Genomic DNA, 12,647 nt, shown 5'->3' on the forward strand with positions numbered 1-12,647 from the left:
CAGCGGCGCGGCGTCCGGGGTCCGGCTGAGCCGGACGAGAGGAACCTACCGGAGTTCTCGCGATTGTTGCAATCAGTCGTGAAAAGTTTTCAATCCGTTGTGCAGCAGCCGTCGCCGGGCGTGCGCGGACCGGTCCCGGGGTCGGGGCGGCGGACGTCAGGAGGCGGGGCGCGCGTAGGGCGCGCAGAGGTCCAGCAGCCGCAGGTAGCCCTGGACGTCCCAGCCCGCGCGGCCGACGAACAGGCCGTCGGTGCAGGGGTCGGTGAGCAGCTCCTCGGCGTTGTCGGGGTGCACGCCGCCGCCGTAGAGCAGGGCCAGCGCTCCCCCGCCGTCGGCGGCTCCGGCCACCACGTCGGCGATGAGGGCCATCACGGGCGCGATCTGGTCCTGGGTGGCCGGTCGGCCGTGCTCCCCGATGGCCCAGATCGGCTCGTAGGCCACGAGCACCCGCCCGACGTCGGCGGGGGCGACCCGGGACAGGGCCGCCCGCACCTGAGCGGCGACGAAGTCGGCCGCTCCCCCGGCGTCGCGGACCTCGAGCGGCTCGCCCACGCAGACCAGCGGGAGCAGCCCGTGGTCCAGAGCGGCCGCGGCCTTGAGCGCCACCGTGTCGTCGGTCTCCCCGAAGGACGCCCGGCGCTCGGAGTGGCCCATCTCGACCAGCTGCGCCCCGGCGTCGGCGGCCATCCGCATCGAGATCTCCCCGGTGCCGGCGCCCTCGGGCCCCCAGTGGGCGTTCTGCGCCCCCAGCAGCACCGGCGAGCCCGCCGGCAGCCGGTCGCGGACGTGCGCGAGCGCGGTGTGCGCCGGCAGCACGAACGGCACCAGGCCCGGCGGCACCTCGGCCGCCGCGAGCGCGTCCACGAAGGCCGCCGCCTCGGCGAGCGTCTTGTTCATCTTCCAGCTGGTGCCCACCCACAGGGTGCCCGGCCCGGGGACCGGCGGGCGCGCCGGACCGGGGGACGCCGGATCGGCGCCCCCGGGCAGCGTCGGCGTCACGGGATCAGCGAGACCTTGATCGACTCCTTGCCGCTGGCCACGAGGTCCAGGCCCTTCTGGAAGTCGGCGAGCGGCAGCTGGTGGGTGCAGATCTTGTCCATCGGCAGCCGGCCGGACTCGATCATCCGGATGGCGGCGGGCCAGCAGTGCGGGCCGAGGTGCGCACCGCGGACGTCGAGCTCCTTGTCGTCGCTGATGATCGACCAGTCGACGGTGACGTCGCTGCCGAAGACGCTGTACTCGACGTAGGTGCCCAGCTTGCGCAGCAGGTTGAGGCCCTGGCCGACGGCGGAGGGGTGGCCGGTGCCCTCGAGGTAGACGTCGGCGCCGTAGCCGTCGGTGAGCTCCTTGACCCGGGCGACCGCGTCGTCGGTGCCGATGTTGATCACCAGGTCGGCGCCGCACTCGAGGGCGAGGTCCAGCTTGTCCTGCGCCATGTCGAGGCCGATGACCAGCTTGGGGTTCTTGGACTTCGCACCGGCGATCATGCCCAGCCCGATCGGGCCGCAGCCCGCGACCACGACGACGTCGTCGAAGTGGATGTCGGCGCGCTCGACGGCGTGCAGGGCGCAGGAGAGGGGCTCGGCGAAGGCGGCGTGGGCGGGCGGCAGGTCGGCCGAGACCTGGTGCACCAGGGCGTCCTTGGAGAAGAGCATGTACTCCGCCATCGCGCCCGGGGTGCGGCGCTTGAAGCCGAACATGTCGTGCGGCTGGCACATCCAGTACTTGCCGTCGAGGCAGTAGCGGCACTTCCAGCAGGGGACGATCTGCTCGGCGACGACGCGGTCGCCCACGGTGACGCCCCAGCGCTGGGCGGCCTCGTCGTCGAGCTGGACGATGGTGCCGACGAACTCGTGGCCGGGGATGACCTCGGTCTCGGCCCAGGCCGGCCGGTTCGCGTCGCCCCAGAACTTGGGGGCGCCGTGGTAGCACTTCAGGTCGCTGGCGCAGATGCCGACGCCCTCCACCTTGACCAGGGCCTCGCCCGGCCCCGGGCGCGGGACGGCGACCGTCTCCAGCTGGTAGTTCTCGGGGCCGTGCACGATGACGGCCTGCATCGTCTCGGGGAGCCGGGGGCCGCTGACGGCCGACTCCGGGGTCGTGGTGTTCTCGGCCGGTGCTGCGGTCATCGTTCAGCCTCCATGCTGCTCGGTCGTGCGGGCCCGGGTCGCCGGGTGCGGCGGCCGGGGCGGCGCGGCGTGGCCGCGCGTCGGGCAGAACGCTAGCCACTGGTCCTGGTTCTGTCCAGAAAGTGTGCAGAGTTGTCGGATCGCCCTGAAAAAGTTGTCATCGAGGCTGACACAACGGCGGTCGCCGGTGGTTCTCACCGCCCGCGGGGTGGACCCGGGCGCCCGCGGGGCCGACGATGGCGGGATGAGCGGCGGACAGGTCGCCCGGGAGCGCGGCCCCGGGCCCGGTGCGCGGTGAGCGGCCCCTCGCGGTGGGGCCTCACCCCCCGGCAGAGCGTGGAGCAGGAGTGCGCGCGCCGCGGTCGGGACGCGGTGGTCGACGGCTGCCGGGCGCTGCTGGCCGGCGAGGCCGTCGACGACGGGCTGGTGCTGGCCCTGGGCGGGCGGCCGGCACGGGCGGTGCTGGCCGGTGAGCCCGGGTGGTCGGAGGCCTGGCTCCGGGTCTGGGCCGCCCGGGGCCTGCTGTGGGTCTGGGAGGACCGGGCGCTGCCCGCGGTCGCGGGGGCGCTGGACGACGAGACCTGGCGCGTCCGGGAGATGGCCCTGAAGGTGGTCGCCCGGCACGGCCTCGGGGAGACCGTCGAGCGCGTGGCCGCCCTGCGGGACGACCCGGTCCCCCGGGTACGAGCGGCCGCCGAGCGCGCGCTGGTGCGGCTCACCCGGGACCGGGCGTGAGCCGGACGACGCCGGAGCCCTCCGGCGGCCCGGGTCCGGTGCAGCGGTTCGACGAGCTGCTCACCCCGCGGCTGCGCCTGCGGCGCTGGCGGGAGGAGGACCGCGGGCCGTTCGCGGCGCTGAACGCCGACCCGGAGGTGATGCGGTACTTCCCCGCCCTGCTGGACCGCCGGCAGAGCGACGCCCTCGTCGACCGGGTCGAGGAGCGGTTCGTCACGCAGGGTTTCGGGCTCTGGGCGCTGGAGCGGCGCGAGGACGGGGCCTTCCTCGGCTTCACCGGGCTCAACCCGATGCCGCCGGGGACACCCGGCGCGGGTGGGACGGAGGTGGGCTGGCGCCTCGCGCGCCGCGCGTGGGGCCACGGCTACGCGACGGAGGCGGCGGCCGCTGCGCTGCGGGTGGCGCTGGACCCGCTCGGGCTCGGGACCGTCTGGTCCATCACCGCGGTGGGCAACGCGCGCTCGCAGGCGGTCATGCGCCGGCTCGGGCTGGTCGAGCACTCCCGCTACCGGCACCCGGCGCTGCCCGTCGAGCACCCGCTGTCGGAGCAGGTGGCCCACTGGACGGGACGCCCGGACGAGTGCTGAAGGACCGCAGGTCCGGGGCCCGCTGGACGACGGCTTCTCAGCACTCGCCGCGCCCGGCGCTATCGTCGCCGGCATGGAGCTCACCCCCGCCCGGTCCGTGCACACCGCCCCCGTGGTCGCCCTCGGCCTGCTCGGCGGCTACCTGACCGCGCGCGAGACCGGGCTGCGCCCGCTGGGCGGCGTGGTGCTGGCCGCCGCCGGCGTGTTCGCGGGGCGCACCTGGCTGGCCCGACGGGGCCCCGGCGTGACGGCCGCGCTCGCCGCCGTCTACGTCCTGGGCTTCGGCGCCTCGCACCCGCTGGCGAAGAAGATCGGCGCCTGGCCCTCGGTGCTGGCCGTCACCGCCGTCAGCGCGGGCGCGTCCTACGTCCTGGTCGACCGGGCCTGAACGCACCGCGCCCCGGACCCGTGGTCGGGTCCGGGGCGCGGAGGCGTGCTCAGGGCTCTGCGACGGGCTCGGGGAGCGGCTGGGTCAGCGCCGGTCGACCCGCTTGAGGGTGAAGGGCGGGGACTGCCGCTCCCCCAGCGTGTAGTAGGCCGAGCCGTCGGGCGCGTACTCGATCGCCTCGCCCTGCGCCTCGTTGGACGGCGCGGTCAGCGTCACCGGGGCGGCGTCGAAGGCCGACTCGAAGGAGCTGCCCGCCGGGGCGCGGTACTCGTAGACCCGGTAGGGGGTGCGGAGCAGGAAGCGGTCGCCGGCCGGGTGGATCGAGGCCGCCGTCACCTGGGCGAACCAGGTGGCCGCGTGGGTGTCGTCGGGGTCGCCGGTCCAGGTGGGCACGTCGAGCGTGGCGACCTGGGTGAGCGTGGTCACCGTCGTCGACGAGGGGGCCGGCAGGGTCGTCGGGAAGGCGTAGACGCCGCTGCGGCCGTCGGCCTCCTTGGTGATGACGTAGATGCGGCCGGTGACCGGGTGCACCATCATCGCCTCGGCGTTGTGCGGGGCGTCGGGGTAGCGGAACCGGAACCAGTCGCCGCGGAGGGTGCCGCGGGTCTCGCCGGCCGCCAGGTCGGGCTCGGCGACCCGGTAGACCGCGAAGGTCGACGGCGGGTTGGGCTTGCCGTTGGCGCGGCCGATGTCCCCGGCGAAGAGGCAGCTGCCGCTGGGGCAGGGGCCGGTGGCGATGTCCTCCCAGTCCCACTGCTGCGGGATGGCCACGTCGTAGCGCCCGACGACGCGGGCGTTCGTGGTGCTGACCGCGACCATGCCCTGGACGTCGGACTCGCTGTGCACGTACTGCACGCCGGGGTTCACCCGGCTGGCGGCCAGGCCCGAGGGCTCGTGCAGGGTGTCGTCGGAGAGCCAGGTGTCACGGTTGCCCAGCAGGTCGTAGCCCTCCCACAGCTTGCCGACGTCGGTCGAGCTGCTCGCGTACCGGCTCGCGGTCTGCACCGCCGAGGCGGGCCGCAGCGTCAGCACCTGGGTGACGTTGGTGCGGAGGAAGTCCGAGCTGCCCGTCCAGCCGGAGCGGACGGCCGGGGCCCCGAGCTGGCGCTGCGCGGTCTCGACCGCCAGCCCGCTGCCCCCGGGGGCCAGGCAGTCGTCGAGGACCTCGGTCAGGCCCGACGGCGGGGTGATGGCGTCCACCAGGCAGTCGGTGCCGGTGTAGAGCTGGGTGCCGAACCAGACCGCCATCGCGTTCCCGACGGTGCTGGTCACGCTCGGGGTGGTGAACAGGTCGAGGTTGCCGTTGACGCGGCCCGCGAAGGTGTCGACGGGGTCGGCGTTGTCGACGTTGTCGTAGGCGGTGACGGTGGCCGCGAGGTTGGTCGGCTCGCTCACGTCGAAGGTGTAGGAGGACGGCTCGCCGCCCGTGGCCACCCGGACCAGCACGACCGACTTGAGCAGGGCCGCGCTCTGGGTGGAGCCGACGGGGGTCCAGCCGGCGGAGGTCATGCTCGCGGTGACGTCACCCCGGTTCGCGACGCGCGCGACCAGGACGTCGCCCGCGACGGTGCCGGCGGGCTTGGGGACGGTGACCGAGTCGCCGGAGGTGCTGCTGGCGCTGCTGGCGCCGCGCAGGGTGATCGCGGGGCCGGCGGTGGTGGCCGCGGCGGCCGGGACCGCGGAGGCCAGGACCAGGGCCGCCGCAGCGGCCCCGACGAGCAGGGTGGTGGCACGAGGACGTGCTTCGAGCATGGGAGCTCCCTCCGGTGGTTCGCGACGCCGTCGTCGAGAGCGCGCTGGTCCGGGGATGCCAGCGACGGGCACAGTCTCGCACCCCTGCGCGGCCCCGGCCAACGGGCGCGACCCGGTCCCCCCGGGACCGCTCAGACCTCGGCGAGGACGCGCGCCAGCGGGAGCAGCCCCGCCGCCCGCAGCGGGGCCACCTGGTCGTCGGTGGCGTGCCGGCGCCGGTAGGCCCCCGGCGGCACCCCGTAGGCCGCCCGGAACCGCCGGGAGAGGTGGTAGGCGTTGGCGAACCCGGTGGCGTCGGCCACCTCGGCCAGCGAGGCGTTGCTGCGCTGCAGCAGCACCGCCGCCCGGGACAGCCGGACGAGCTCGAGCACCCGGGCCGGGCCGCAGCCGAAGTGCTGCCGGAAGACGCGGAAGAGGTGCCCGGCCGAGACGCAGGCGGCGGCCGCCAGCTCGTCCACCTCGACCAGCCGCACGCCGTCGGCGGCCCAGGTCCGGCGGACCGCCTCCACGGCGACGGCGACGAGCTCGGGCACCGGGTCCGCGGTCTCGTCGAACGGGCCGCGGACGAAGAGGTCGAGCAGCAGGGCGAGCAGCTGGTCGCTGCGGGCCCGGGCCGCCTCGGACGGCTGGGCCCCCAGGTCCTCCAGGTAGCGGCAGAGGCCGGCCAGCACCGGGGCCCCCGCGAGGTCGCGCACCACGGGCCAGCCGGCCGGGTCGGGCAGCGGACCCGGGTCGGCCACCCGGAAGTGGGCCCAGGCGTGCCGGGAGACGACGTCGGCGTCCCAGCGGAAGGAGTCGAGGGCGCCCGCGGGGGCCAGCAGCAGGGTGCCCGGGCGCAGCGTCACCGGCCGGTCCGGCCGCGCGGCGAGGGTCGCGCAGCCGCGGTGCACCGTCCAGACGGCCGAGCCCTGCAGCAGCCAGAGGAACTCGAAGTCGTGCAGCTCGCGCGGGCCGAAGCTGGAGCCCGGCTGGTAGTCGACGACCTGCACCACGCCGGCCCCGTCGACCTCCACCACCGGCAGGGTCGACGGACCGGCCGCGGCCGCCGGGGCGGGTGCGGCGGGCTCCCCCTCAGAGGTCACGATCAGATAGTAATCGGCGCGTCCGGGGCATCGACGCCCCCTCTGGCCGGTGCGAGGGTGAGGTAGTCAACCCCTCCCGACCGGAGAACACACCATGACCGACCTGCTCACCTCCCGCCCCACCGCCCCCGCCGCGGCGGACCGCCCGGCGCTGCCCCTGTTCGACGTCGTCGACGAGGCCTTCGTCGCCCACTACGCCGAGCACGGCTTCGCCCTGCTGGCCGGCGCCCTGACCCCCGAGCAGGTGGCGGCCATCAACGCCGACGCCCTCCGGCTGTGCCGCGGCGACTACGGCGACATCGGCTACGGCTGGAGCGGTGACGGGGAGAACGTCCCCGTGGCCGACCTCAGCGACGAGGAGGTGCTCCGCCGCTACCTGTGCATCCACTACCCGCACAAGGTGTCCCCGCCCGCCCTCGAGGCCCTCACGGTGCCGCGCGTCGTGGACGCCCTCGTCTCCGTCATCGGCCCGAACGTCAAGGCCATGCAGTCGATGCTCTTCGTCAAGTCCGAGGGCAAGCCCGGCCAGGCCTGGCACCAGGACGAGTACTTCATCCCCACCCGCGACCGCTCGCTGACCGCCGTGTGGATCGCCCTGGACGACGCGACCGTCGAGAACGGCTGCCTCTGGGTGCTGCCCGGCTCGCACCGCCGCGGCGTCATCTACCCCGAGCGCGACCAGGACGACCCGCGCTTCGACTGCAGCAGCGAGGCCTACGACTTCCCCTACACCGACGAGCAGTCGGTCCCGGTGGAGATCCCGGCGGGCACCGCGCTCGTCTTCAACGGCTACCTGCTGCACCGCTCGCTGGAGAACTCCGGCAAGCACGGCTACCGCCGGGCGCTGGCCAACCACTACATGAGCGCGGAGTCGCTGCTGCCGTGGCGCCCGCCCGCCGAGGGCGAGCACATGGCCATGACCGACTACCGCGACGTCGTCCTGGTGGCCGGCGAGGACCCGTACGCCTGGAAGGGCACCACCGACCTAGCCCGCCCCTACTCCCGCCCCGACAAGGACGGCGGCTGCGACCGCTGATCCTGAGCCCCACCCGTCCCGCACGCGTTCGAGGAGGAACCATGCCCGACCCGTCCCTGCCCACCCCGTTCGCGGCTCCCCCGCCGGAGCCGCCCCGCTGGGCGGCGAGCCGTCGCCGCTTCCTCTCGGTCACCGGGCTGGCGGTGGGGGGCGCCGCCCTCGGCCTCGGCGCGGCGGGCTGCGGGACGGCCCAGACCGGGAACAGCACGGGCACGGGCCAGGCGCAGGGCCGGCCGGGTGCCTCGGGCGACACGCTGTTCGTCTCGGGCTTCCAGTGGGGGCCGCCGGCCAACTTCAACCCGCTCGGGGCGGCGCCGGCCTGGCCGGCCGGCGGCGGGCAGAGCCAGCTGGTCTACGAGACCCTGCTGCGCTTCAACCTCATCGACGGGTCGCTGCAGCCGGGGCTGGGCAAGGAGCTGCAGGAGACCGACCGGCAGACCTTCACGGTCCCGCTGCAGGACGGCACCACCTGGTCCGACGGGAGCGAGCTGACCGCCGCCGACGTCGTCTTCACCTTCGAGATCGCCCGGAAGGTCAGCACGGGCAACTCCAGCGTCTGGACCTACCTCGACGCCGTCACCGCGCCCGACCCGCGCACCGTGGTCTTCACGCTCAAGAGCTCGCCGTACAACCCGGGCACGGTGAAGGACGCGATCGCCAAGGTGCTGGTCGTCCCGGAGGCGGTCTGGGGCTCGGTGCCCGAGAGCAAGATCATCTCCGAGACCAACCTGGAGCCGGTCGGCTCGGGGCCCTACCTGCTGGACAAGGCCGACCAGACCCAGGTGTCGCTGAAGCGCCACGACGGGTACTGGGGCACCGGCGTCTTCGGCACCCCGGCCCCGCTGGCGATCGTGCACCCGATCTTCAAGACCGGCAACGACGGCGACATCAAGCTGCAGAGCGGCGAGATCGACGCCAGCCAGCAGTTCACCCCGCAGATCTGGAAGATGTGGGAGGACCAGGGCAAGCCGGTGGCCACCTGGCTGGCGGAGAAGCCCTACTACCTGCCCGGGAACCTGCCGCTGCTGATCTTCAACCTGGAGCGCAAGGGCCTCGACGACGTCCGGGTCCGGCGCGCCCTCGCCCACGCGATCGACTACCCGAACATCGCGGCCACCGCGATGTCGAGCTACTCCGACCCGGCGAATGCGAGCCTGGTGGTCCCCACGGGCTACGAGGAGAAGTTCTACGACGCCGCGGGGGTCGAGGCCGACGGCTGGACCTTCGACCCCGACCAGGCGGTCACGATCCTCGAGGACGACCTCGGGGCGGAGAAGGGCTCCGACGGCATCTACGTGCTGCCCGACGGCACGAAGCTGGGCGGCTGGGAGCTCATCACCCCGACCGGCTGGACCGACTGGAACACCGCCTGCGAGATCGTCGCCAAGTCGGCCAAGGCCGTGGGCATCGGGATCGAGACGAAGTTCCCCCAGGCGCCCACCATGCAGAAGGCCATGCAGAACGGCGACTTCGACCTCTGCATGTACTCGTACTCGGGCGTGAGCCCGGCCAGCCCGTGGGTGCGCTTCCGCGACGCGCTCGACGACCGCGGGGTGCCCGAGCGCGGCAAGACGGCGTTCTTCAACTACAACCGGTTCTCCCACCCCGACGTGCCCGGGCTGCTCGACGCGGCGGCCGGGGCCACCAGCGACGAGGAGGCGAAGACCGCCTACACGGCGCTGGACCGGATCTACCGCGAGCAGGTCCCGGTCGTGCCGCTGATGTACCGCCCGCTGGAGTTCTACGAGTTCCAGACCTCGAACTGGACCGGGTTCCCCACGGCGGAGAACCCCTACGCCCCGCCCATGTGGCAGGGCGCCGGCATCCAGTGGCTCTTCAAGATCACCAAGGTGGGCAGCTAGCGGACGCCGCCGGTCCCGCCCGCACGGGACCGGCGGACGCCGGCGCCCGCCTCAGGACAGGGTCGACAGGCCGGCCGCGACGGCGAAGCCGAGGACCGTGGCCAGCCCGGCCCGGTCGCCGGCCTTCTCCTTCGCCTCGGGGATCATCTGGTCGACGAGCATGACGAGCAGGGCGCCCGCGGCGAAGCCGTCGATCCCGGCCTGCAGCCCGCCGCCGACGACGCCGGCCAGCGCGTACCCGCCGACGGTCGCCAGGGTGCAGACCACCGCCACCGCGGCCCAGAGCGCCAGGATCCTCGACCGCGCGGTGCCGGCCTCGCGCATGTCGCTGGCCGAGCCGATCGCTTCCGGCAGGTTGGACACGAAGACCGCGACGAGGAGCGCCACGCTGATGCCCTGGCCGGTGGCCAGGCCGATGCCCAGCACGGCCTGCTCGGGGATGCCGTCGAGCAGCGCGCCGAGGGCGAGGGGCAGGCCGCCGGGCCGGCCGCCGTCGCGGCCCCCGATCCGCTCGACGGCGCGGTCGGCGGAGAAGAAGGCCAGGGCGCCGGCGGCGACCCCGGCGGCGACCGGGAGCGGGCCGCCCACGTCCAGCCCCTCCTGCGCCAGCTCGAAGGCCACCGACGAGATCAGGGCGCCGGCGCCGAAGGCGAGCACCCCGCCGACCAGCCCCGCCCGCCAGCGGCGGCCGAGGGCGAGCAGGGTCCCGAGGAGGAGCGAGGCGGCCGCGACCGCCCCCCAGCCGAGCGCGGCGAGCATGCCGCCGACGTTAGCGGCGCGGCCGGCGGGCCCGTCGCGGGGTGACCAGCGGGGCCGCCGGACCGGGCGCCCGCCGGCCGGACCGGACGGCGCCGAGCGCGGCCACGGCCGTCGTCGCCGAGACGGCCGCACTCACCAGGGCGGGCCGGCGACGGCCGGGGTCGGCGACGGCCAGGGCCACCATCGACGCCGCGTGGGCGAGGTCGGTGAGCAGCCAGAGCCCCGTCAGCCGGGTGGGGGCCGCCACCTGCAGCAGCCCCTGGCCCAGGTGCCGGGCCCCGAGGACCGCCACCACCCCGCCCTCGACCTCCGACGGCGCCCGGCCCGCGACGGTCCGCCACAGCCCGTCGCCGCGGGCCAGCAGCAGCGCGCCCCAGGCCAGCCCGGCCAGCCCGGCGGCCCGGCCGGTCGACGTCGGGCTCACCGGCGGCGCGCGCCGACGAGGGCGGCCACGCCGCCCGCCACCACCACGCCGGCGCCGGCCGCCAGCGGGCCCGCCCGGTGCGAGAGCCACTGCTGGAGGCTGCGCGAGGCCGACCGGTCGTCGAAGGTGCCGTGGGCGCCGAAGTCGTGCCCGTCGTCGCCGTCGAGCGGGGCGAAGAGGTTGTCGGGCCGGCCCGCCACCTCCGGCTCGTCGACCTGCTGGTCGTCGAAGCCCGTCCGGGCCAGGTAGCGGTCCAGCAGGGCCGGGGCGACGGCGTTGCCCAGCAGGGTGCCGACGGTGCTGCCGCCCACCCACCACTCGCGCCGGCCCGGGTGGTCGACCGCGTGCAGGATGCCCCGGGCGGCGACCTCGGGCTGGTAGATCGGCGGCACAGGCTGCGCCTTCTGCGGCAGCTTCGAGCGCACCCAGCCGAACTGCGGGGTGTTCACCGCCGGCAGCTGGACCATGGTGACGCGGATGCCGCTGCGGTCGTGCAGCAGCTCGGTGCGCAGCGACTCGTGGAAGCCCTGGATGGCGTGCTTGGCCCCGCAGTAGGCCGTCTGCAGCGGGACGCCGCGGTAGGCCAGCGCCGAGCCCACCTGGACGATCGTGCCGCGGTCGCGCAGCTTCATCCGGCGCAGCGCGGCCATGGTGCCGTAGACGTAGCCCAGGTACGTCACCTCCGTGACCCGGCGGTACTCCTCGGGGGTGATGTCGCCGAAGCGGGCGAACACCGAGGTGAAGGCGACGTTGACCCAGACGTCGATCGGGCCCAGCCGGTCCTCGACCTGGCCGGCGGCGGCGTCCACCGCCTCGGCGTCGCTGACGTCGACGGGCACGACGAGCGCCTCCCCGCCGTGCTCGGCGACCTCGGCGGCGGCCGCGGCCAGGCCCGCCTCGCCCCGGGCCAGCAGGGCCACCCGGTCCCCCCGCCGGGCCAGCTCGCGCACCACGGCGCGGCCGATCCCCCCGCTCGCCCCGGTCACGACGACGACACGTCCAGCCATCCAGCTCCTCCTCGTGCTCCGGCCGGCGGGTCCGCGCGGCCTCCCCCTGTATAGCCCCCGCCCCCGCGGGCCGGTCGGCGGCGACGCCCGGCCCGGAGCCCGTGCCAGGATCGGGTCGTGGCCGTGCTCCGCTGCGACGTGCACTCCGAGGTCCTCGGGCTGGGCACCTCGCTCACCGTCCTGCTGCCCGAGGCGGCCCGCGCCCGGGACGGCGCCGACGGCCCGCCGCTGCTGTACCTGCTGCACGGGATGAGCGACGACAGCACCACCTGGCTGCGCCGCACCGGGCTGGAGCGCCACGTCGAGGGGCGCGGGCTCGCCGTCGTGATGCCGCAGGTGCACCGCAGCTACTCCCTCGACACCGCCGTCGGGGAGCGCTACGGGACGTTCCTCGCCGAGGAGCTGCCCGCGCTGGTGCACCGGTTCTTCCGCGTCTCGGACCGGCGCGCGGACACCTTCGTCGCCGGGCTCTCGATGGGCGGGTACGGCGCCGTGCGCTGGGCGCTGCGCGCGCCGGAGCGGTTCGCGGCGGCGGCGAGCCTGTCCGGCGCGCTGGACCTGGCCGGTCCCTGGAGCGCCCGGGTCCGCCCCGAGGACCCGCACCTGACGACGCGGCTGTTCGGCGGCAGGCCCGTCGCCGGCTCCGACGCCGACCTGCTGCACCTGGTGGGGCGGGCCGACCCCGCCAGGCTGCCGGCGCTGCGGCTGTGGTGCGGGGCGGACGACGCGCTGCTGCCGGCCAACCGCCGGTTCGCCGCGGCCTGCGCCGCGGCGGGGGTCGACGCCCCGCTGGAGGTCGGCCCGGGAGCCCACGACTGGGCCTTCTGGGACGCCCGGGTCGTCGACGTCCTGGACTGGCTCCCGCTCCGCGCCCGCTGAGGCCGGC

General features: G+C 75.2%; 13 protein-coding genes. 6 read left to right on the forward strand and 7 right to left on the reverse strand.

Features of this window, described 5'->3' with window-relative positions:
• Positions 1-156: 156 nt before the first annotated feature.
• Both JOF54_RS08350 and JOF54_RS08355 read right to left on the reverse strand, forming a co-directional pair.
• Positions 157-999, reverse strand: a complete 843-nt coding sequence (locus JOF54_RS08350) for a triose-phosphate isomerase (RefSeq protein WP_307803967.1) — start codon at positions 997-999, stop codon at positions 157-159.
• The gene (locus tag JOF54_RS08355) at positions 996-2,129 is read right to left on the reverse strand and encodes an alcohol dehydrogenase catalytic domain-containing protein (RefSeq protein ID WP_245358015.1); all 1,134 of its coding nucleotides are present in this window, start codon (positions 2,127-2,129) and stop codon (positions 996-998) included. Before JOF54_RS08355 ends, JOF54_RS08350 begins: the two co-directional genes overlap by 4 nt.
• A 294-nt stretch (positions 2,130-2,423) precedes the next feature.
• On the opposite strand from JOF54_RS08355, the gene JOF54_RS08360 reads away from it, so the two are divergent.
• The 3 genes from JOF54_RS08360 (at position 2,424) to JOF54_RS08370 (ending at position 3,839) form a co-directional block, all read left to right on the forward strand.
• A complete protein-coding gene (locus JOF54_RS08360; RefSeq protein ID WP_210054676.1) occupies positions 2,424-2,864 on the forward strand; it encodes a HEAT repeat domain-containing protein in 441 nt (146 codons plus the stop codon).
• Positions 2,861-3,451 carry a GNAT family N-acetyltransferase gene (locus tag JOF54_RS08365; RefSeq protein ID WP_210054678.1) on the forward strand — a complete coding sequence of 197 codons (591 nt, stop codon included), beginning with the start codon at positions 2,861-2,863 and terminating at the stop codon, positions 3,449-3,451. Before JOF54_RS08360 ends, JOF54_RS08365 begins: the two co-directional genes overlap by 4 nt.
• A gap of 73 nt (positions 3,452-3,524) precedes the next feature.
• Positions 3,525-3,839 carry a hypothetical protein gene (locus JOF54_RS08370; protein ID WP_210054680.1) on the forward strand — a complete coding sequence of 105 codons (315 nt, stop codon included), beginning with the start codon at positions 3,525-3,527 and terminating at the stop codon, positions 3,837-3,839.
• 84 nt (positions 3,840-3,923) lie between these two features.
• On the opposite strand, the gene JOF54_RS08375 is transcribed toward JOF54_RS08370, so the two are convergent.
• Entirely contained in the window at positions 3,924-5,591 is a 1,668-nt protein-coding gene (locus JOF54_RS08375) for a hypothetical protein (RefSeq protein ID WP_210054682.1), read from the reverse strand.
• 131 nt (positions 5,592-5,722) lie between these two features.
• Positions 5,723-6,673 carry a helix-turn-helix transcriptional regulator gene (locus JOF54_RS21865; protein WP_210054685.1) on the reverse strand — a complete coding sequence of 317 codons (951 nt, stop codon included), beginning with the start codon at positions 6,671-6,673 and terminating at the stop codon, positions 5,723-5,725.
• A 94-nt stretch (positions 6,674-6,767) separates the two neighbouring features.
• Between JOF54_RS21865 and JOF54_RS08385 the strand changes: the two genes are divergently transcribed.
• A complete protein-coding gene (locus tag JOF54_RS08385) occupies positions 6,768-7,709 on the forward strand; it encodes a phytanoyl-CoA dioxygenase family protein (RefSeq protein WP_210054687.1) in 942 nt (313 codons plus the stop codon).
• Between the two features lie 41 nt (positions 7,710-7,750).
• Complete coding sequence (locus tag JOF54_RS08390; protein WP_210054689.1) at positions 7,751-9,571, forward strand: ABC transporter substrate-binding protein; 1,821 nt, start codon at positions 7,751-7,753, stop codon at positions 9,569-9,571.
• 51 nt (positions 9,572-9,622) lie between these two features.
• On the opposite strand, the gene JOF54_RS08395 is transcribed toward JOF54_RS08390, so the two are convergent.
• The 3 genes from JOF54_RS08395 to JOF54_RS08405 are packed head-to-tail and all read right to left on the reverse strand — an operon-like array spanning position 9,623 to position 11,761.
• Positions 9,623-10,330: a ZIP family metal transporter gene (locus JOF54_RS08395; RefSeq protein ID WP_210054691.1), complete on the reverse strand. Its 708-nt coding sequence runs from the start codon at positions 10,328-10,330 to the stop codon at positions 9,623-9,625.
• 10 nt (positions 10,331-10,340) lie between these two features.
• A complete protein-coding gene (locus tag JOF54_RS08400) occupies positions 10,341-10,754 on the reverse strand; it encodes a hypothetical protein (RefSeq protein WP_210054693.1) in 414 nt (137 codons plus the stop codon).
• Complete coding sequence (locus JOF54_RS08405) at positions 10,751-11,761, reverse strand: SDR family oxidoreductase (protein ID WP_210054695.1); 1,011 nt, start codon at positions 11,759-11,761, stop codon at positions 10,751-10,753. The genes JOF54_RS08400 and JOF54_RS08405 overlap by 4 nt, the downstream gene beginning before the upstream one ends.
• Before the next feature lie 117 nt (positions 11,762-11,878).
• Between JOF54_RS08405 and JOF54_RS08410 the strand changes: the two genes are divergently transcribed.
• Positions 11,879-12,640, forward strand: a complete 762-nt coding sequence (locus JOF54_RS08410) for an alpha/beta hydrolase (RefSeq protein ID WP_210054697.1) — start codon at positions 11,879-11,881, stop codon at positions 12,638-12,640.
• Positions 12,641-12,647 lie beyond the last annotated feature (7 nt).

This window comes from Microlunatus capsulatus (assembly GCF_017876495.1).
Taxonomy (GTDB): domain Bacteria; phylum Actinomycetota; class Actinomycetes; order Propionibacteriales; family Propionibacteriaceae; genus Microlunatus; species Microlunatus capsulatus.

What these genes read in the sequence shown, in the direction of transcription:
- JOF54_RS08355 (WP_245358015.1), bottom strand. Translation starts at nt 2,129, where the DNA reads ATGACCGCAGCACCGGCCGAGAACACCACGACCCCGGAGTCGGCCGTC.
- JOF54_RS08370 (WP_210054680.1), top strand. Translation starts at nt 3,525, where the DNA reads ATGGAGCTCACCCCCGCCCGGTCCGTGCACACCGCCCCCGTGGTCGCC.
- JOF54_RS08375 (WP_210054682.1), bottom strand. Translation starts at nt 5,591, where the DNA reads ATGCTCGAAGCACGTCCTCGTGCCACCACCCTGCTCGTCGGGGCCGCT.
- JOF54_RS08385 (WP_210054687.1), top strand. Translation starts at nt 6,768, where the DNA reads ATGACCGACCTGCTCACCTCCCGCCCCACCGCCCCCGCCGCGGCGGAC.
- JOF54_RS08390 (WP_210054689.1), top strand. Translation starts at nt 7,751, where the DNA reads ATGCCCGACCCGTCCCTGCCCACCCCGTTCGCGGCTCCCCCGCCGGAG.
- JOF54_RS08395 (WP_210054691.1), bottom strand. Translation starts at nt 10,330, where the DNA reads ATGCTCGCCGCGCTCGGCTGGGGGGCGGTCGCGGCCGCCTCGCTCCTC.
- JOF54_RS08405 (WP_210054695.1), bottom strand. Translation starts at nt 11,761, where the DNA reads ATGGCTGGACGTGTCGTCGTCGTGACCGGGGCGAGCGGGGGGATCGGC.